Consider the following 18,752-nt stretch of genomic DNA (forward strand, 5'->3'; position numbering starts at 1 on the left):
ACTTCGCTAGGGGTTTGCCCTTGCTTTTTGTCAAAAGGACTGTAATCCCATGTCAAACAATTCGCCTTTAGACGGCCTGGATACATCGGCTTCCCGCAAGCGCATTCTGTCCAGAATCCGCCAGGCCCAGGGCCGATCCAGCCAGGCCAAGGAGCGAGAAGAAGAGCTTAACTATAACTACGTGGCCCAAAAACCCAGTGGCCCGCAGCCCGATATTGGTCCCGATCTGGTGGAGCGGTTTATTGCACAGTCCAATCGCCTGCAGACCACGCTAAGCCGGGTGGCAGAGATGTCGGCTGTCCCGGCAGCAGTTGCGGATTACTTGCGCAGCCTAGATCTTGGCAATCGCGCCATCATTTGGCCGGGTCTGGATCAATTGGACTGGGCGGCTGCCGGCTTGGAAGTTGAGGCCAGGGCGCCGGTGCGTGATGAGCCCAGGCCCGACATGGTGGGCATTACAGGCTGCTTTGCAGCAATTGCAGAGACCGGAACACTTGCCTTGCTGTCCGGCCCAGAGACCCCGGCGTCGATGGCGCTGTTGCCAGAAACCCATATTGCGGTTGTGGCGAAGTCTCGAATCGTGGCTTATATGGAAGATGTGTTTGCCCTGCTGCGGCATGAGCGTGGTCTGCCCCCGCGGGCTCTGAACTTTATTTCTGGCCCGTCCCGCACCGGGGATATCGAGCAGACCATTGTGCTGGGGGCCCACGGACCCTACCGCGTTCACCTGGTGATTGTTGACGCGATCTGAATTTTTGTTGTTAATCCAAAGGAATTGTTATGTCTAAGCCGAAGCTTGCGATTTCGCGTCGCATCTATGACACGAGCTATGCCCAGCTTGCCGAAGTGTTTGAGATCGTGGCCAACAACCAGGCCAGTGATGCGCCCTGGTCACTTGCCCAGATGCAGGCCAATGTGGCGAGTGTTGATTATTTGTTTTGCACAGTAGCCGACAAGGTCGATGCCAGCGTGATTGCCGCTGCCCCCAATTTAAAGATGATTGCCACTGGTGCGGTTGGTTTTAACAATATTGATATCGCTGCCTGTAAGGCGCGCGGCATTCGGGTTTCGAACACCCCCGATGTGTTGACTGAAACCACCGCAGACTTTGCCTTTGCCTTGATGATGGCCACGGCCCGGCGCATTTCAGAATCCGAGCGCTATGCCCGTGCGGGACAGTGGACCGGCTGGGCCTTTGATCAGTTTAGTGGCCGGGATTTGCATCACGCCACACTCGGCATTATCGGCATGGGCCGCATTGGCGGGGCAATTGCCAAGCGTGCAGGTGGGTTCGATATGCGGGTGATTTATCACAACCGAAATCGCAGCCAAGAGGAATACGGTGCGACTTGGGTGGAGCGTGACACCCTGCTTAAAGAATCTGACTTTGTCATGTTGGTGGTGCCCTATAGCCCGGCCACCCACCATTTGATTGGTGCGGCAGAGTTGGCGCTAATGAAACCCACGGCAACGCTCATTAACATTGCCCGCGGTGGTGTGGTCGATGATCAGGCGCTGATTGCCGCATTGAAAGACAAAAAGATTGCGGCAGCTGGTCTAGATGTCTTTGAAAACGAACCCAAGTTTGACCCGGCATTTCTGCAGTTTGAAAACGTGGTGATCACACCGCATATTGCAAGTTCATCCAAGGCCACCCGCGCTGCGATGGTGCAATTGGCAACGGACAATCTTTTGGCCCATGCAAAGGGCTTGCCGCTTAAAACGCCGGTGGCTTGATTCGCTGCTTGGCCTAGCGCTGTGGCTCTTGGCCGCAGCCGGGGCCAGCGCGGATTACGTTGCCTCGCGGGAGTTTTTTAGCGACCCTACCGGCAAACTTTCCATTGCGCAGGTGCAGTCGCAGGCCTTTGTGCCCGCACCTGAAATTCTTGCCAGGGGCTACACATCCGCTGCAACGTGGGTGCGTTTAAACATCACACCACGACAAGGGGACGATGGCAGGTTGATCTTTCGGATTCGACCCACGTATCTTGATGACGTGCGGCTGTATGTGCCAGATTCACGTGTGCCGGGTGGCTGGCGAGAGTCGGCGACTGGGGATCGTTACCCTTTTGCTGAGCGAGAAGTCGCCGGGCTAGCGCTTCGTTTCGAAGAGGCATTCAAAACGACAACCCAGGTGTATTTGCGCTTGCAGACCACCAGCAATTCATTGCTGAAGGTAGAGGTGATCTCCCCCAAGGAAGCCTATCAGCGTGATGCAGCGCTTAATTTTGTCTACTGGATCTATTTCTCAGCCATGGCACTGGTCTTGGTGCTATTGCTGTATCTGGGCCGATACCTGGGTGATGCGGCAGTGGGTTGGTTCGCCCTGTCGCACTTGGCATTCATGATTTACAGTGTGTCAATGATGGGGTTTTTGCCACCCTTGTTCCCTGTTGCTGCCTGGCTTGGTGACTTCACCAGCATATGCGTTTTTTCTGTGTTTCTTGGGCCAGCGATTTATCACCGACAGTTTTTTCGTGCCCAGGGTGTGCGCAGGCGTTGGTTGATCTTTCTGGATGGTCTGTTGGTGGCTTCGGTTGTTGCGATTTTGCTTTGGGTTCTTGGGCATGAGCGGGCTGGCCTTGCGCTGAATGCAAAACTTGCCTTGCTTTTTGGTCCGGTGGTCACGGTGCTGGCCTTTTTGGTGGATAAAAACACCCACGACCCACAAGAAGTCACAGCGACCCGCGTGATCTATTGCCTGCTCACGCTGTCATTGTTGGTCGCCATTTCTCCGCACTTGGGGCTCATACCTGCTTCAGAGTGGAGTCTGCACGGCACGCTTGCCCATGGGTTGATTAGCGCGTCTCTAATTTCTTACTTGGTCCACCGCCGCTTTGAGCGTGAGCGGCGACAGGGCCTTCAAGACCGAGAGCAATTAATTGCGTCACGGCAAGAGGCCATGCTGCGTGAGCAGCAGTTAAAAGAGCGGGCCGATTTAATGGCCATGCTCACCCACGAGCTTAAAACGCCGCTTTCTCTGGTGAAGCTAACGGTCGACACGGTGGACATGGAAGCCGCTCGCAAAGAGCGTATTGATCGGGCAGTAACCGACATGAGTCGATTGATTGATCGGTGCCGTGATGCTGGTGAGTTTGAAAAAGGTAGCCTGATTCCCAAGCCGTTGCGGGTTCGTTTGTTAGACGAGCTGCAACGAGCTATTGAGGTGGCTCGTTACCCAGAGCGAATAAAACTCTTGGGTGGTGATGTCCTGGGGGAGTTATTGGTCGACCCGCAGTTGTTTCAGTTGATCTTGGTCAACCTTTTTGAAAACGCCCTGCGTTATTCACCAGCTGGCAGTGTAGTGACCTGTGCGGTGACGGCCGAAAAGCGACGTGGCACTCCTGGTGTGTTGATTTGTATTGTGAATACCGTGCAGGGTGCGGCGCCGATGGCCGATAGAGTCTTCGATAAGTACTACCGCGGTGATGCCGCACGCGGGGTGAGTGGTTCGGGTCTTGGCTTATACATCGCCAAGAGCGTGGTGGAATTGCTGGGTGGCCAGATTGGGTGTGAGATTGCCGATTCAACGATAGAGTTTTGTCTATGGCTGCCCCAATAAATATTCTGGTTGTCGAAGATAACGCTGATCTTGCCGAAGCGATGGTGGATGCCCTGGGTAGCCGGGGCCACTTTGTGCAAGCCATTGAGTCGGCAGAGGCACTCGCCGAATTAACTACACTTGCTTCGATCGATATTGCGGTGTTGGATTTGAACCTGCCGGGGGAAGATGGCCTGTCGTTGGCCCGGCGGCTACGCGCCATGCAGCCTGGCATTGGCATCATCATGTTCACGGCCCGCAACCTTGAGGATGATCGGGTGGTTGGCTTTGAAAGTGGCGCCGATATTTATCTGGCCAAGCCGGCATCGCTGCGCGAATTACTCGCAGCCATTGATGCGCTGTCTCGCCGGCTGAAACCTGCCGACATGGCGGTTGCGATTCAGCTAAATGTTCAGGCCCGTGAATTAAAAAGCGCAGATGGGCAATCCATCAAACTGTCATGGACAGAGCTTACGATTCTGATGGGGTTTATCAGGGCTTCCGGCCAGAAGTTAGAGCATTGGCAGATTGTGGAATTGCTGGGTAAAGACGTGGCCACCTATGACCTGGGCGCCATGCAGCTGCATATTCTGCGGCTTCGGCGCAAATGCCAGGCCCTGGGCTGCGGGGACATCTTGTTGCCCATTCGCAATTGGGGCTATCAGCTTGGTCAGCCGATTCAACTTGCCTAGCCTTGTTCCAAATAACTTTACTGCCAGTGGGGTTTCTGAAGTTTTCTGAAGTTTTCAAATTAGTACGTTTTCTACCCTTCGCGCATCTGAATGCGCTGCGCAAGGGATTTGTCTATGAATTCGTGCCTGAATCGAACCTATCGGTTGGTTTGGAGTGAAGTACACAACGCCTGGGTGGCGGTGGCCGAAACGGTTCGCAGCCGCACCAAATCGAGCGGCCGATCCGCACGTATCAAATTAGCAGCGCTTGTGTCGGGGCTCATGGGGTCAAGCGTTGCTTTAGCGCAGCTACCAACGGGTGGCCAGATTGTGGGCGGGGCGGGCACGATTTCCAGCAGTGGCACCACCATGACGGTGACTCAAACGACCGACCGAATGGCCGCCAACTGGCAGAGCTTCAATATCGGCAAGGGTAACACGGTTAACTTTGTTCAGCCCAACAGTAATTCGGTGGCACTGAACCGTGTGCTGGGTTCAGATGTGTCCGTCATTCAGGGCGCGTTAAACGCCAACGGCAAACTGTTTCTAATTAACCCCAACGGGGTGCTGTTCACAAAAGATTCCCATGTGAATGTGGGTAGTTTGGTGGCGAGCACGCTCAACATCACTACAGAAAACTTCATGGCGGGCAACTATCGCTTTGAGGGTGCAAGTAGTAACGCCATTATTAATCAGGGCAACATCACGGCCAATGGTGATGGTGCCGGTGGTGGCACGGTTGCGTTGATTACGGCAAAGATTGTGAACCAGGGTGCCATCACTGCCCACAAAGGCAATGTGCTGATGGGCGCAGGAAGCAGAGTCACGCTCAACCTGGGTGGGCCGGTCAGTATTGAAGTGGAGCAGGGCGCGCTGGACGCGCTCATCGAGCAGGGCGGTGCGATCAAGGCCGATGGTGGCCTGGTGTATCTGACGGCGAAGGCGGCTAACGACATTGTCACCACCGTGATTAACCATACCGGTGTCACCGAAGCCCAAACGCTTGCTACTGGTCAAAGCGGCAAGATTTATCTCATGGGCGACATGGCTAAGGGCCGTGTCGAAGTGGCGGGCACGTTAGATGCGAGCGCCCCGAATGGGGGTGATGGAGGGTTTGTGGAGACCTCTGCCGCGACTCTGAAAGTGCATGACGGCGCAGCAGTTCGGGCCGGCCATTGGCTCATTGACCCGACCAACATTACGGTCGACGCCGGCATGGCGACCACGCTTCAGGGGCAGTTATCCACCGGTAACGCCACGGTAACAACCGCCCGGGGCGGTGTCGATGCCGGCGATATTTTCTTAAATGCTGGTATTACCTGGTCGAGCGGCAAAACATTGACACTGCGTGCAGACAGAAACATCGAAATCAACGCAACTCTGGATGCAAGTGGCGGAAGTGGCGGCCGCCTATCCCTGGAATATGGACAGGGTGCAAAGAATGGGGTGCTTGATGGTCTTGCAGCCACTTACACGATCAACGCTCCGGTCAAACTGCGGGATAGCGGAGCTGCAAACGGCAGCAACCTGAACGCCACCAATTTTGCAACGAAATTTGGAAGTACAGGCGCGATCACGCATTTCACGACATTAAGCAGTCTGAGCGCGCTAGATGCCATCGATGTGAATTCCACATCGCTTCGGGGGAGTTATGCACTTGGGGCAGATTTATCGCTTGCGAGTATGACTGCGCCAATTGGAAACTCGGCGAGATCGTTCACCGGACGATTCGACGGGTTGGGAAACACACTTTCCGGTTTGACGCTTACTGGAGCTAGTTATCTTGGGCTGTTTGGAACCACCGGCCTTAATTCATTTATCAGTAACTTAAAGCTGAACAACTTCAATTTAACTGCAACAGGGGCGTTCAACAGCTCTGCGTATATGGGCGCTTTAGTGGGACGGGCGAGTGGGGGTAGTTATTACAATCTGAGTTACTCGAACATGACGTTTTCTGGGGGTACCTCTGCCTCAACCGACGCAGCACGCCAGGTGGGTGTGGGAATGACAGGAATCGGCGGGCTGATTGGCATAGTTGGTACATCGGGTGTGGTCATTGAAAAAGTGCGTGGCAGTGGAGTGACGATTGAGGGTGAGAGAAATCTGGGCGGCCTTGTTGGCTCAATCTCGCTGTCATCGACTACAGCAGCAAAAATTAGTGATGTTCAACTCGACAATGTCAGCCTAACCATTACTGGTGCCTTTGGTGGTCAGAGTAGCGAAGTTGGCGGTCTTGCAGGCGCACTTTCTTACACAACAGTTCAAAAAACTGCTGTGTCTAACCTAACCGTAAGAACCAAAAATAACCAAAATTTATCCAACGGCTTTGTGGGTGGTCTTGTTGGCTCCGCTTATTTCTCTGATATCGATAAAAGCTTTGCCCACGGTAGCATTGATATCAACAACTACACGACGATCGTCAGCCATCCGGGTGCAACTGGATCGGTTGGGGGATTGGTTGGTTTTGTCTTTGGAGGGAGCGTTTCAAATAGCTATGCGCTGACCGATGTAACGGTAAATAACTCACAAAGCTTCAGGGGGGGTATTGGCGGCCTTGTTGGCCGCGCAGAGCACACTAGCTCGACGTCCGCCTCGATCAACAACAGCTACTCCGCGGGTAAGGTCAGCGCTGGCAATCTGTCGGGCACGAATCTCAATTACATAGGCGGCTCTATCGGCACGATTCAGACCAGCACGACCAATGCATCAAGCGGGATAAGCGCTCTTACGATCACCAATGTTTTCTGGGACAGAGATGCCTCAACCCGCTCGAACGCAATCGGAACAACATCGATGGCGGCTAAGACCGGCTCCACGGCAATTGGCGCTTTGTTAAGCAGCACGGGTAGTACAGCATTTGATCAGGCGGGCTACACAGGTTTTGATTTCACTAATGTTTGGGCAAGCTATACAGGCATCCGACCGATCCTGCGCGCTTTGCAATCAACCGTGCAGGTCAAGGTAGATAGTGTGGCCAAAACCTACGATAAGGTTGCGTGGAACAGCCCAACTTACACCGCGACGTCTGGGGCCCCAGTGACCGGCACGATCAGTCTTGCGGGCACTGCCGTGAATGCCGTGAACGCCGGAACCTACTCGATTCAGGCAAGTGGGTTGACACTTAATCAATCAACTCACCTGGATTACCAGAAATGGAGTGACCTGAGCTATATCGATGGCACACTGAAGATCAACCCCAAAACCTTAACGCTTAGTGGTTTGACCGCGGCCAACAAGGTGTACGACGCAGGTGTTACTGCCACCCTGACTGGCACAGCGTCGATAAGTGCCGGTGTTATTTCTGGCGATACCGTGAGCTTGACGGGTACGGCTGCCGGCACCTTTGCCGACAAAAATGTGGGCACTAGCAAAACCGTCACGGTGAGTGGTCTGAGTCTCGCTAACAATACGGACGGTAACTACACACTAAGCGTCCCCACACTAAGTGCGAATATTTCCAAGGCCCCATTGAGTTTGAGCGGTCTTACGGCAAGTGGTAAGACATACGACGGCAAGACTACAGCTACCCTTACAGGGAGCACCAGCATCAAGCCGTTGGGTAGCGATGATGTGGCGTTAAGCGGGGTTGTCACGGGAACGTTTGCTGACGCAAATGCGGGGGTCAACAAACCTGTAACCGTGAGTAGCGTCATGTTGGTGGGTAAAGATGCTGGTAACTATGAGTTCACGTCGCCGACTGGACTCACCGCCACGATCTCAAAGGCAGCACTGCGTGTCAATGCCAATGAATTTGTCTCGTCTGCGGGCACAACCCCAACAAAGATTTCTGAAAGCGGCTGTGTGGATCTGGCTGCTTGCGTGAGTGGAATTACATTGACGGGCTCAAATCTTGGGCTGACTTTTGCCTCCGGAGCGCTTGCTAGCAATTACAACACAACCCTGTGGGTGAGTAATTCAGGCGGCAGATTGAATGTGGCCCGGCCCCTGAGCTGGAGTGGATTTAATTTAGCACTGTCTGCGGTTACGGATATTCACATCACCAGCACCCTCACCGCCAGCGGCGCGACCGATAAGGTCAGTCTTCTATATGGGCAGGGCGCTGTTGCTTCGGGTAACACCGCCGCTTATCGATTTGGTCTGACCGATACGGGATTTGCGGGGAAGCTGAATCTGCAGGCGGGTCAGAACCTGATTACGAAGCTGGGTAGTAACGGGGACGAATATACTTGGACGGTCGTAAGTAATCGGTCAGAACTTCAAAACATAAGTCTGTCTGGTCGATCGGCTCTGGGTGCTGACGTCGATGCCAGCGGTTCAGCCTGGACGGCGCTGGGAAATGCCACAACAAAATTCACTGGGCAGTTCGATGGTCTAGGGCACACGGTTAGTGGGTTAAAAATCGACAAAAGCTCGGATACCGCGAACAATTACCAAGGTTTGTTCGGTTGGGCTATTGGTGCAAGCTTTGCAAATATTGGTATTGAAAGTCCGACCATTGAAGCGGCTCGCTACATCGGGGGTTTAGTCGGCGAGGGTTATGCGACTAGCATTACTCAGAGCTATGTAAAGAATGCGGCGCTTACCGGTGAGCGTGGGGTGGGTGGTCTCGCTGGATTTCTGAGATATGGATCGAATGTTACTGACAGTTTTGCGACTGGCAAGACTCAAGGCAACATTGTCGCGAATATTGCCTATCATGGTGGTTTGATTGGGATTGTTGAAACATTTGATGCAGGCTCGAAAAATGTTGCAGCTAATATCCGCAGAAGTTTCGCAAATGTAAGCATTACTCCTACGGGCACCGAAGCTTCAGTCGCCGGCGGCCTCGTTGGGCTCTTCCGGGGCGCGGGGGTGATTGAAGACAGTTTCGCGCTCGGCGATGTACGCGGTAGAAATGATGGTTCAGGCGGATTGGTGGGACGGCTGGGTGATAGCAGCGATACCGCTAAATCGACGGTAACCCGCAGCTATGCCAGTGGTGCCGTCTCAACTAATGGCGGAACGGCCGGTGGTCTGATTGGGCTTGATGTAGGCTCTAATGGGGCCACCAGCACCGTTACCAACTCCGTCTGGAATACGATCACCAGCGGCCAGCCCACCAGTGCCGGCGGTGCCAGAGCGGTAGGCAAAACCAACGAGCAGATGCAGACGCTGAACACCTTCGCTAACTGGAACGCAGCATTTACCGACGCGACCAGCTACGCCGGCATCAGCGACTTCCGCCAGCCTAGCATTGCGTTCGATGGCGTGAGCGTATGGAAAATGAACCCTAAGTACATCCCCTACACCCTGAGTGAGATCGGTACGGATAAGTACACCTACAACGCGCAGGCGCAAACCCCCGCAGAGTGGGATAGCAAGACTGTGCTGGGATCGGTCTTTGCGGGTTGGGTTCTGGGTACCGATTACATCTTCACGCACAGCAGTAGCAACAGCACAGGTTTTACCAATGCCGGCGTGTATAACCCGGTCAGCGTGACGATTTTGCGGAGCGGTTATAACAATGCGTCGACAGGCAACACAACGGGTAGTCTCACGATTGACAAGGCCGCGCTGACGGTAAGGGCCAATGACGATGCGCGCTTTGTCACGCAATCAGAAAACACCAGCTACTCCGGTGTGAGCTACAGCGGCTTCAAAGGTGGCGACACGGTCTCGGTCTTGACCGGTACACCAACGATTGCGCGAAGCGATAGTACCAACAACAATACGGGCAGCTACACCCTGACGCCCAGCGGCTTGAGTTCAGATAAGTACTCCTTCAATTACGAGAACGGCACCTACCAGATCGTCGGTGCCGACAAGATGCTGGTGAAGGCAGGGACGATCAACTCCATTTACGGCCAGACGGTGGACTGGGCCACGCCGATAGTGCAGTACGTGGCGGGTGGTAATGTGTTGACCCTGGAAAAGCAATCTCAGACGGGCGCGGCTTTTGTCTTCCAAGAGGGTTCGCCCAACACAGCTAACACGGTCTCGTTCACTTTGGCGCCGACCGGTACCACGTTGAGTACCAGCAACAACGTGAAAGCGGGCACTTATGCGCTGACGGGCACAGGTTTCGTCGCCAATACGCCGAATTACACCGGCGGCGAAGCCAAGGTTGTTTATTCTGGTCAGTTAGTGGTAGCGCCCAAAGCGATTACCGTGAGTTACAGCGCCAGTAAGACTTATGACGCATTAACTAGCTTCGCACCAAGTGTGACGTACAGCGGGGTTATCACCAACGATGTGGTGAGTTTTACGCGCAGCGGTACCTACAACAGCAAGAATGTTGGTACCAATCTAGGCTATAGCCTGACCCTCACCGCATCCGGAACGGACGCGGCCAACTACGTCATCACGAATGCAAAGCAGTCCGGGAGCGATTTTGCACTCAGCGGTACCAATGGTGAGATCACAAAGGCCGACTTAACTGTAAGTGGGCTTACGGCGAGTAACAAGATCTACGACGGCACGGTGAATGCTACGCTCGGTGGCACGGCAAGCGTGACTGCATTGGATAGTGACACGGTGAGCGTGTCCGGATCAGCGGTGGGCGTGTTCGCTGATAAGAATGTCGGTACGAACAAAGCCATTACCGTTAGCGGTGTGTCTCTGACCGGAGCCGACGCAGGTAACTACAACTTAGTCCAGCAAACAGGATTAAAAGCCGATATCACTGCAAAAAATATTACCGAAATCACCAAAATCGCTGCCGCAGACAAGACATATGACGGAACAAACACTGCAGCATTGAATACAGATGCGGCTGGCTTTACCGGCATCGTGGCGGGTGACGAGCTAACGGTGAGCGGTGGATCGGGTACTTTTGCAGATAAAGATGCCGGAACAGGCAAAACGGTCAGCATCACTGGCCTTGCCCTGGGTGGTGCCGATGCAGGCAATTACAACCTAACGACGACCACCGCGAGCGCCACCGCAACTATTGCTAGGGCTAGTATCAGTGCAGTCACGGGCATTTCTGCTGCCAATAAAGTTTATGACGGCACCACAGACGCCACCATTGATTTGTCGGGCGTCGTTCTCTCCGGAAAGTTGAATGGGGATAGTTTGACCATTACAGCTGGACCGGGCGCGTTTTCGAATAAGGACGCGGGTGACAGCAAGACAGTCAACATTAGCGGCATTACCCTGGATGGTGCCGATAAGAACAACTACGTCTTGGCTAGCGGCACAGCTACAACAACCGCTAATATCACTCGAGTTCCACTTACCATTACTGCCAACGGGGATAGCAAAACCTATGACGGGGTCGCTTATTCCGACGGTAATGGCTTAAGTTTTAATGGGTTTATTACGGGTGAGAACAGCGACGTGCTAAGCGGCTCACTGAGTTACGGCGGGAACAGTCAGGGGGCAGTCAATGTTGGAAATTACGTCATCACGCCCGGTGGGTTGACCAGCAGTAATTACGACATAAGCTTTGTGAATGGCCAGCTCAAGATTGATCCGCGCCCGATTAAAGTGGTAGCAAATGATCTCAGCAAGACGCGTGGCGCTTCTGACCCTGTCTTCACCTGGCGTGTGTTGGACGATGGTCTTGTTGCCGGCGACACCTTTGCGGGCGCGATCAGTCGCGCTGCTGGAGAGGCAGAGGGAACATATGCAATCAACGGCAATTCCTTGGTCAATAGCAATTATGTAATTACTTTTGAAGATGGGATTTTTACGATCAATCCACGTTCGACTGGAAGCGATCGCTCCACACAGAGCGCAGCAGCGTATGTTCAAAGAACAATTGCAAAAGAGTCTACACAGTTAAATTCAAGATCAATCGTGCGATCTGATTCCTCTATTGCAGAATCCAATCCGGCGTTTCTTGTCACGTCACAACAGCCCAGCGTTTCACTGAGTGGTGGTTTAGCGTTTGTTCGGGTGGATCAGCCAAACGCTAATGCGGATAACTCGACAGGGGCCGATGCCTCTTCTTCTGGGCCCACGGCTATTTCTAATGTCGCAGCTGGCCGTGACCCGGCTGGCTTCATGCGTGTGTTCGTGGTCCGTGGCGGCGTTAGCCTGCCTCAAGCGGCGGCAACACAGTTGTGCGCTGCAGGCGGGGATTGCTAATGCGCTACAAACAGACCCCTAAACTCAAAGCTCGATCCTTGGCCACGGTTTTGGGCGCTATTGCCTCGTTTGGGTGCTATGCACAAGCCCAAGCACAAACCGCGCCCGACGCTGGTCAGACACTGCGCGAGTTGCAGAAGCCTGATGCATTGCCGCTTCCCAAAGACAGTGCACCGCTAATCATTCAACCACCACCAGCCGCAATCACGCCGCCGGGTGGGCCGCAAGTGATGGTGAAAGAAGTCACTTTTGTGGGTAACACCGTGCTGAGCTCGGAAGCTCTGATGCAGGCGCTTGGTCCCCTCTTGGGTAAAAGTTTTGATCTGGCTGGCCTGCGCGACATTGCTAATCAAGTAACAGAGATTTATCGAGCTAACGGCTACCCATTTGCCCGCGCATTTTTGCCGCCCCAGCCACTTGATGACGGCACGCTTCGCATTGAAATCGTGGAAGGGCGCTATGGCAAGGTATCCGCCACAAGTGAAGATGTGTCCGTTGCACAGCAGGCGCAGGCCTGGCTTGGCGGATTAAAACCGGGCGCAGTGATTGAAAGCGAAGGTCTTGAGCGGGCGACTTTGCTGTTAGACGATCTACCTGGTGTTCGCACAGCACCTGTGATTCGCCCGGGGGCCGAAGTGGGCACCGGTGATTTAGCGGTGGGGGTGAGTAAAGAGCAGCCCTATGACATTAGCGTGGGCATTGAAAACCACGGCAACCGCTACACGGGCTATAACCGCGCCCGGGTATCCGCCAACTTTAATAGCCCATTTATGTTGGGCGATCAGGTGAGTCTTACGGCCCTGGGCAGTGACAAAGACTTATGGTTGGGTTCGGCAAACTACAGCCTGCCACTGGGCAATACCGGGTTGCGTGGCAGTTTGGGCGTAGCCCACACCACTTATGAGCTTGCAAGAGAATTCGCAAACTCGGGGGAGGGCACGGCTGATGTGGGCACGCTTGGCCTGAGTTACCCGTTGATTCGCAGCCAGAAAACCAACATCACGTTAGCTGGTACTTGGCAATACAAGCGGTTGAAAGACGATAAATCGAATCCTGCGGACAACGAAAAAAAGCACAGCAACACACTTCCACTGAGCGTGCAGTTTGATCACCGCGATGCGCTCGGTGGTGGCGGTGTCACGTATGGCTCGGTGACCTGGACTCTGGGAGAGGTCAACGTGACGGGTGGTGAGACAGCGTCTGATCCGCAGGGCAAATTTAATAAACTGAATCTCGATATCGCCCGCATGCAGGCCCTGCCAGAAAATTTCATGTTGTATGGCCGTGTGAGTGCCCAAGCCGCAAACAAGAATCTGGACAGTTCAGAAGACATGAGCTTGGCGGGCCCCGGTGGTGTTCGGGCCTATCCGGTGGGTGAGTTAAGCGGCGACGAGGGCTGGCTTGGTCAGATCGAGCTTCGCTACGTGTTCGGAGCTTATGCGCCCTATGTCTTTTACGACCATGGCCGCATTCGGAGCAATCAAGACGGGTCGGGGACGAGCCGTACTCTGGCCGGTGGCGGTGTGGGCCTGCGGTATCAGCGTGGCGGCTGGAGTGCAGATCTAGCGTTGGCCTGGCGAAGCGAGGGTGGCCGGCCAGCAGATGCTAAAGAGTCCGACGGCGAACCCAGGGCTTGGGTTTCGGTGGGTTACCGGTTCTAAACGACAAGGTGTCAGACACCTGGCAGGGTGTCCGACACCGGTGCATGACACCTGAGTGGGGCAGGTTTAACTAACCCCACGAGCGGGTCGGCACTTCATCGATTGCGTCAATGTGCCATTACAGTGTGCTGTGTTCGTCTGCCAAGGAAGGGTGTGATGCATTGAACTTGTTCCAGGCGGCGAGACCCCCTTCAAGCTGCTTTATGCGGGCGTCTTTTGCGGCTTCACGGCTCGCTAAATGCTCGGGCAGCAGCAGACCTACCGTTGCCGAGAAATTTGGGATGCAGGCCTTGGCAGAAACTACCAAGTCTTCCCGAAGTGTCAGGGTAACGGCTTTCTTCCGAGTCCCGGTTTGGGTTTTCATTGATTTGCCTTTTACGATCATCAAGGCACATCTTATGCCCACCTAATGGCGCCAAGTCAGGCACGGTGTCTGACACCGTGGCTTAGGTGTCTGACACCTTGCCGGAAAACTATTGGAATAGCCCTTCTGGGCTATAATCTGCGGTCCCTTGCCACACCACTATGTTAGCGGGTGCTAACAATTTAATGTTGGGTGGCGTTATCCAAAAGGAAAACACATCGTGCGTCATTACGAGATCGTTTTTATTGTGCATCCTGATCAGAGCGAGCAGGTGCCCGCCATGATCGAGCGCTACAGCGCCATCGTCACCTCCAAGGGTGGCAAGGTCCATCGGACCGAAGACTGGGGCCGTCGCCAACTGGCTTACCCCATCGAAAAAGTTGCCAAAGCCCACTACGTGCTCATGAACATTGAGTGCGGCCAGCCTGAAATGGACGAACTGGACCATGCCTTCCGCTTTAACGATGCGGTTCTGCGTCACCTGGTGGTTGCCATGAAGAAAGCTGAAACAGGCCCATCGCCGATGATCAAAGTCATCCAGCGCGAAGAAGCCCGCAAGGCTGTTGCAGAGGCGCCCGTAGCTGCCTAATCGGTAGCTAGTTCGCTGCAGTGGTGCGGTGAGTGACAAATCGGGTCTTGCTGTCGGGAAGTCTGGTCGAAAAAAAGGCCAAGCGTTACACCCCAGCAGGTCTTCCGGTTGTGGAACTTACCCTGGCCCATGATTCACAAGTTGAAGAGGCCGCATCACAGCGCGTTGTGCAGTTTGAAGTCCGCGTCAAAGCGGTTGGCCAAGTGGCCGAACGAATTGAAGCAGTTCAGATTGGCAGCAATGTGCAGGCAAGCGGATTTCTAGCCCCGGCGCGACAGCACAGCAAGCAACTCATATTTCACCTTACCGAATTTGAATTGGAGTAAAGAACATGGCTTTCAACAAAAAATTTGACAAAAACAAGCGTCCCCGTCGTCCCGCACAGTCGGCACTCTTTAAGCGCAAGCGCGTCTGCCGCTTCACCGCCGAAGGCGTGGAGCAGATCGATTACAAAGACATCGACACGCTCAAAGACTTCGTGACCGAGACCGGCAAGATTATTCCTGCGCGTATTACTGGTACCAACGCCCGTTACCAGCGCCAACTGACGACCGCGATCAAGCGCGCTCGTTTTCTGGCCCTGATCGCGTTTACCGACAACCATTAATCGCCCCGACAAACCCTATTTAAGGATTGAACATGCAAGTCATTCTTCTTGAAAAAGTCGTCAACCTGGGTCAGCTTGGCGATGTGGTCCGCGTGAAAGACGGTTTTGCACGCAACTTTTTGATTCCCAATGGCATGGCACGCCGTGCCACTGAGCAGGCCAAGGCTGAATTCGAAGCCCGCCGTGCTGAGTTGGAAAAAGCACAGGCTGAAAAGCTGGCTGCTGCCCAGGCGCTCGGCGCCAAAATGTCGGGCCTGGTCTTGGAAGTGTCGCAAAAGGCCGGTGTGGACGGTCGCCTGTTTGGCTCTGTGACCAACTTCGACATTGCTGAAGCGCTCAAGGGCAAAGGCATCGACGTGGCGAAAGCCTGTGTGCGTATGCCCAACGGTCCGCTGAAAATGGTGGGTGATCATGCCATTCAAGTGGCGCCCCACACCGATGTGGTGGCCGACATTACGGTCCGCGTGATCGGCGAGACCGCCTAATACGGCATGGATACCCAGGCGCTTGCGCTGCGGGTTCCCCCGCATTCCATTGAAGCAGAGGCCTCCGTTTTAGGGGGCCTTTTGCTTGATAACGGCGCATGGGATCGCATTGGCGATCTGGTTCGGCCCGATGATTTTTACCGGGCCGATCACCGCCTGATTTTTGACTGCATTGCCAAACTGATTGACGCTGCTAAACCGGCAGACGTGGTCACGGTATTCGAAGCACTGCAGAGTCTGGGCCGCGCCGATGAAGTGGGCGGCCTGGCTTACTTAAACACACTGGCCCATGAGACACCGTCTGCGGCCAATATCCGTCGCTATGCCGAGATCGTTCGTGATCGCGCTATCTTGCGCAATCTGGTGTCGGTTAGTGATCAGATTGCCACGCAGGCCTTAAACCCTGCGGGTAAAGAAACCCGCCAGATTTTGGACGAGGCCGAGAGCCATATTTTTCAAATCGGTGAGCAGGGTTCGCGCACATCGGGTGGCTTTCAAGACTTTCACACGGTCTTGGCCCGCGTGGTGGAAAAGGTCGACGATCTTTATCAAACTCCCAATGCATCGGATGTCACCGGTGTGCCATCGGGCTTTACCGATCTGGATCAAAAAACCGCGGGCATGCACCCAGGGGACTTGATCATTGTGGCGGGCCGTCCCAGTATGGGTAAGACCTCGCTCGCGTTGAATATTGCCGAGCATGTGGCCATTTCCGAAAGCCTGCCGGTGGCCGTCTTCAGTATGGAGATGGGCGCAGAGCAACTGGCTATGCGGGTCTTGTGTTCGGTGGGCCGATTGGATGCGCAGCGCGTGCGCACGGGCCGACTAACGGAAGACGATTGGAATCGGCTAACGCAGGCCATGGGCCGTATGAAAGAAGCCCGCATTCATATCGATGAAACCCCGGGCTTAAATCCATTAGAACTTCGGTCGCGTGCACGCCGGCTCTCGCGCCAATACGGCACACTCGGGCTGATTGTGGTGGACTACCTGCAGTTGATGAGCGCATCAAGCATGGGTGAAAACCGCACCACTGAAATTTCTGAGATCACACGATCACTCAAAGGTCTTGCCAAAGAGTTGGGCTGCCCGGTGTTGGCACTTTCACAGCTGAACCGAACGGTTGAGCAGCGCACCGACAAACGGCCCGTGATGAGCGACCTGCGCGAATCCGGCGCCATCGAACAAGATGCCGACGTGATTTTGTTCATCTATCGCGACGAAGTCTATCGGCCCGACACACCTGATAAAGGCGTGGCCGAGATCATCATTGCAAAACAGCGTAACGGCCCCATTGGCACAGTTCGGCTGACCTTTTTGGGCCAATACACCAAGTTTGAAAACCACGCACCGCCACCGCCGGCGGGCTACTCATCGGAGTATTAACCATGCAGGCTTTGCCAAAAGTAGAAGTGTCCACAGTTGCAATCGCTGGTTCATCTGAGCGGTTTCCTGTGCGTCGTGTGTATTGCGTTGGCCGCAACTATGCCGACCACGCCAAAGAGATGGGCGCTTCTGGCCGTGAGCCACCGTTTTTCTTTCTAAAGCCCGCTGATGCGCTTTTTAATGTGGCCGACGGCCAGACACGCGATTGGCCTTATCCCAGCCTGACCAAAGATTTACACCATGAGGTGGAATTGGTGGTGGCCATTGGCAAGGGCGGCAAGAACATCGCCGTTGAAAACGCTTCTAAACACATTTGGGGTTACGCCATTGGCTTAGATATGACCCGTCGTGATTTACAGGCAGCGATGAAAAAAGAAGCCAAGCCCTGGTGTATTGGCAAAGGTTTTGATCATGGCGCACCGATCGGCCCGCTCCACCCAATTGAAAAGACCGGTGAAATCACTTCCGGCCCGATTACTTTGAAAGTGAATGGGGAAGTCCGCCAGACCGGTGATATGTCGGATCTGATTTGGAATATCAATGAAGTGATTGCCCATATCTCCGCCGCCTGGGAACTTCAGGCCGGCGATCTGATTTATACCGGCACACCTGCAGGTGTTGCCGCGGTAAACCCCGGTGATGTGTTGACCGCACAGGCCGACCGGGTTGGCGCGTTTTCGATCAAGGTGGTCTAACCCGGAATCGAACAAGATGCCCAAGCCAGGTGTTAGACACGACAGACCCGGTGTCAGACACCGGGTCTGACACCTGGTCTGACACCAACACGCGACTATGATTCGCCTGCATCACTTCCCGAAATCGTCGGCCTCTTACCGGGTGCGCATTGCGCTAGCGCTCAAAGGGCTGGACTACGAGTCGATTCCAGTCGATTTGCGGGCCGCAGAGCACGCCACTGATGCATACCGTTTGCTGAACCCAGATGGCCTGGTGCCGCTTCTGGAAGACGGTGATGTGCGTGTTTCGCAATCGATGGCCATGATTGAGTATTTAGAAGAGTGCTATCCGCAGCCAGCCCTGCTGCCATCGACCGCGCCCGAGCGTGCACGAGTACGTGGCTTGGCCCAGCTGGTGGCCTGCGATATTCATCCGCTAAACAATTTGCGTGTGCTGCAATATCTCATCGGCTCCATGGGTGTGAGCCGGCCTGATAAGGACCGCTGGTATGCCCATTGGATTTCCGAGGGCATGGCAGCACTCGAGCGCCGCCTGGCAGAGCCCGCCACGGGTGATTTTTGTCACGGCAATACGCCGGGCCTTGCCGATTGTTTCTTAGTGCCCCAGGTGATCAATGCCAATCGCATGGCGGTGGATTTGTCGGCATTCCCGCGTGTTCGTGCGATTGCCGATCGCTGCCTGAACTTGCCTGCATTTCAGGCATCCAAATTAGACTAACGCG

General features: G+C 54.6%; 14 protein-coding genes. 13 read left to right on the forward strand and 1 reads right to left on the reverse strand.

What is annotated here, in order from left to right:
• The first annotated feature begins 76 nt into the window (after positions 1-76).
• The 6 genes from AOB54_03445 to AOB54_03470 all read left to right on the forward strand — a co-directional run bounded on the left by AOB54_03445 (position 77) and on the right by AOB54_03470 (position 13,904).
• Positions 77-751 carry a lactate utilization protein C gene (locus tag AOB54_03445; GenBank protein ID WVN42751.1) on the forward strand — a complete coding sequence of 225 codons (675 nt, stop codon included), beginning with the start codon at positions 77-79 and terminating at the stop codon, positions 749-751.
• A 29-nt stretch (positions 752-780) separates the two neighbouring features.
• Complete coding sequence (locus AOB54_03450; GenBank protein WVN42446.1) at positions 781-1,737, forward strand: D-glycerate dehydrogenase; 957 nt, start codon at positions 781-783, stop codon at positions 1,735-1,737.
• Entirely contained in the window at positions 1,700-3,562 is a 1,863-nt protein-coding gene (locus AOB54_03455; protein ID WVN42447.1) for a 7TM-DISM domain-containing protein, read from the forward strand. Before AOB54_03450 ends, AOB54_03455 begins: the two co-directional genes overlap by 38 nt.
• Positions 3,547-4,233, forward strand: coding sequence for a response regulator transcription factor (locus tag AOB54_03460; protein ID WVN42448.1), 687 nt, complete (start codon positions 3,547-3,549; stop codon positions 4,231-4,233). The genes AOB54_03455 and AOB54_03460 overlap by 16 nt, the downstream gene beginning before the upstream one ends.
• 261 nt (positions 4,234-4,494) lie before the next feature.
• Positions 4,495-12,243, forward strand: coding sequence for a YDG domain-containing protein (locus tag AOB54_03465; protein ID WVN42752.1), 7,749 nt, complete (start codon positions 4,495-4,497; stop codon positions 12,241-12,243).
• Positions 12,243-13,904 carry a ShlB/FhaC/HecB family hemolysin secretion/activation protein gene (locus AOB54_03470; protein ID WVN42449.1) on the forward strand — a complete coding sequence of 554 codons (1,662 nt, stop codon included), beginning with the start codon at positions 12,243-12,245 and terminating at the stop codon, positions 13,902-13,904. The genes AOB54_03465 and AOB54_03470 overlap by 1 nt, the downstream gene beginning before the upstream one ends.
• Before the next feature lie 118 nt (positions 13,905-14,022).
• Here AOB54_03470 and AOB54_03475 read toward each other — a convergent pair whose 3' ends face one another.
• Positions 14,023-14,268, reverse strand: a complete 246-nt coding sequence (locus tag AOB54_03475) for a type II toxin-antitoxin system CcdA family antitoxin (protein ID WVN42450.1) — start codon at positions 14,266-14,268, stop codon at positions 14,023-14,025.
• Positions 14,269-14,488: 220 nt separating this feature from the next.
• Between AOB54_03475 and rpsF the strand changes: the two genes are divergently transcribed.
• The 7 genes from rpsF to maiA all read left to right on the forward strand — a co-directional run bounded on the left by rpsF (position 14,489) and on the right by maiA (position 18,748).
• Positions 14,489-14,857, forward strand: coding sequence for a 30S ribosomal protein S6 (gene rpsF / locus AOB54_03480; GenBank protein WVN42451.1), 369 nt, complete (start codon positions 14,489-14,491; stop codon positions 14,855-14,857).
• A 32-nt stretch (positions 14,858-14,889) separates the two neighbouring features.
• Complete coding sequence (gene priB, locus AOB54_03485; GenBank protein WVN42452.1) at positions 14,890-15,183, forward strand: primosomal replication protein N; 294 nt, start codon at positions 14,890-14,892, stop codon at positions 15,181-15,183.
• Positions 15,184-15,188: 5 nt separating this feature from the next.
• Positions 15,189-15,464 carry a 30S ribosomal protein S18 gene (gene rpsR, locus AOB54_03490; protein ID WVN42453.1) on the forward strand — a complete coding sequence of 92 codons (276 nt, stop codon included), beginning with the start codon at positions 15,189-15,191 and terminating at the stop codon, positions 15,462-15,464.
• Between the two features lie 32 nt (positions 15,465-15,496).
• Positions 15,497-15,949, forward strand: a complete 453-nt coding sequence (gene rplI, locus AOB54_03495; GenBank protein WVN42454.1) for a 50S ribosomal protein L9 — start codon at positions 15,497-15,499, stop codon at positions 15,947-15,949.
• A 6-nt stretch (positions 15,950-15,955) separates the two neighbouring features.
• Entirely contained in the window at positions 15,956-17,335 is a 1,380-nt protein-coding gene (gene dnaB, locus AOB54_03500) for a replicative DNA helicase (GenBank protein ID WVN42455.1), read from the forward strand.
• A gap of 2 nt (positions 17,336-17,337) precedes the next feature.
• Complete coding sequence (locus AOB54_03505; GenBank protein ID WVN42456.1) at positions 17,338-18,030, forward strand: fumarylacetoacetate hydrolase family protein; 693 nt, start codon at positions 17,338-17,340, stop codon at positions 18,028-18,030.
• A 97-nt stretch (positions 18,031-18,127) separates the two neighbouring features.
• Positions 18,128-18,748, forward strand: coding sequence for a maleylacetoacetate isomerase (maiA, locus tag AOB54_03510; protein WVN42457.1), 621 nt, complete (start codon positions 18,128-18,130; stop codon positions 18,746-18,748).
• The last annotated feature ends 4 nt before the right edge of the window (positions 18,749-18,752 follow it).

Origin of the sequence: beta proteobacterium MWH-UniP1, from assembly GCA_036362785.1 — a bacterium.
In the GTDB taxonomy this organism is placed as follows: Bacteria; Pseudomonadota; Gammaproteobacteria; order Burkholderiales; family Burkholderiaceae_A; genus Lacustribacter.

Coding starts and splice junctions, on each gene's coding strand:
- maiA (WVN42457.1), top strand. CDS start 18,128: ATGATTCGCCTGCATCACTTCCCGAAATCGTCGGCCTCTTACCGGGTG.
- AOB54_03475 (WVN42450.1), bottom strand. CDS start 14,268: ATGAAAACCCAAACCGGGACTCGGAAGAAAGCCGTTACCCTGACACTT.
- AOB54_03465 (WVN42752.1), top strand. CDS start 4,495: ATGGGGTCAAGCGTTGCTTTAGCGCAGCTACCAACGGGTGGCCAGATT.
- rpsR (WVN42453.1), top strand. CDS start 15,189: ATGGCTTTCAACAAAAAATTTGACAAAAACAAGCGTCCCCGTCGTCCC.
- AOB54_03460 (WVN42448.1), top strand. CDS start 3,547: ATGGCTGCCCCAATAAATATTCTGGTTGTCGAAGATAACGCTGATCTT.
- AOB54_03505 (WVN42456.1), top strand. CDS start 17,338: ATGCAGGCTTTGCCAAAAGTAGAAGTGTCCACAGTTGCAATCGCTGGT.
- dnaB (WVN42455.1), top strand. CDS start 15,956: ATGGATACCCAGGCGCTTGCGCTGCGGGTTCCCCCGCATTCCATTGAA.
- AOB54_03470 (WVN42449.1), top strand. CDS start 12,243: ATGCGCTACAAACAGACCCCTAAACTCAAAGCTCGATCCTTGGCCACG.
- rplI (WVN42454.1), top strand. CDS start 15,497: ATGCAAGTCATTCTTCTTGAAAAAGTCGTCAACCTGGGTCAGCTTGGC.
- AOB54_03455 (WVN42447.1), top strand. CDS start 1,700: ATGCAAAGGGCTTGCCGCTTAAAACGCCGGTGGCTTGATTCGCTGCTT.
- AOB54_03450 (WVN42446.1), top strand. CDS start 781: ATGTCTAAGCCGAAGCTTGCGATTTCGCGTCGCATCTATGACACGAGC.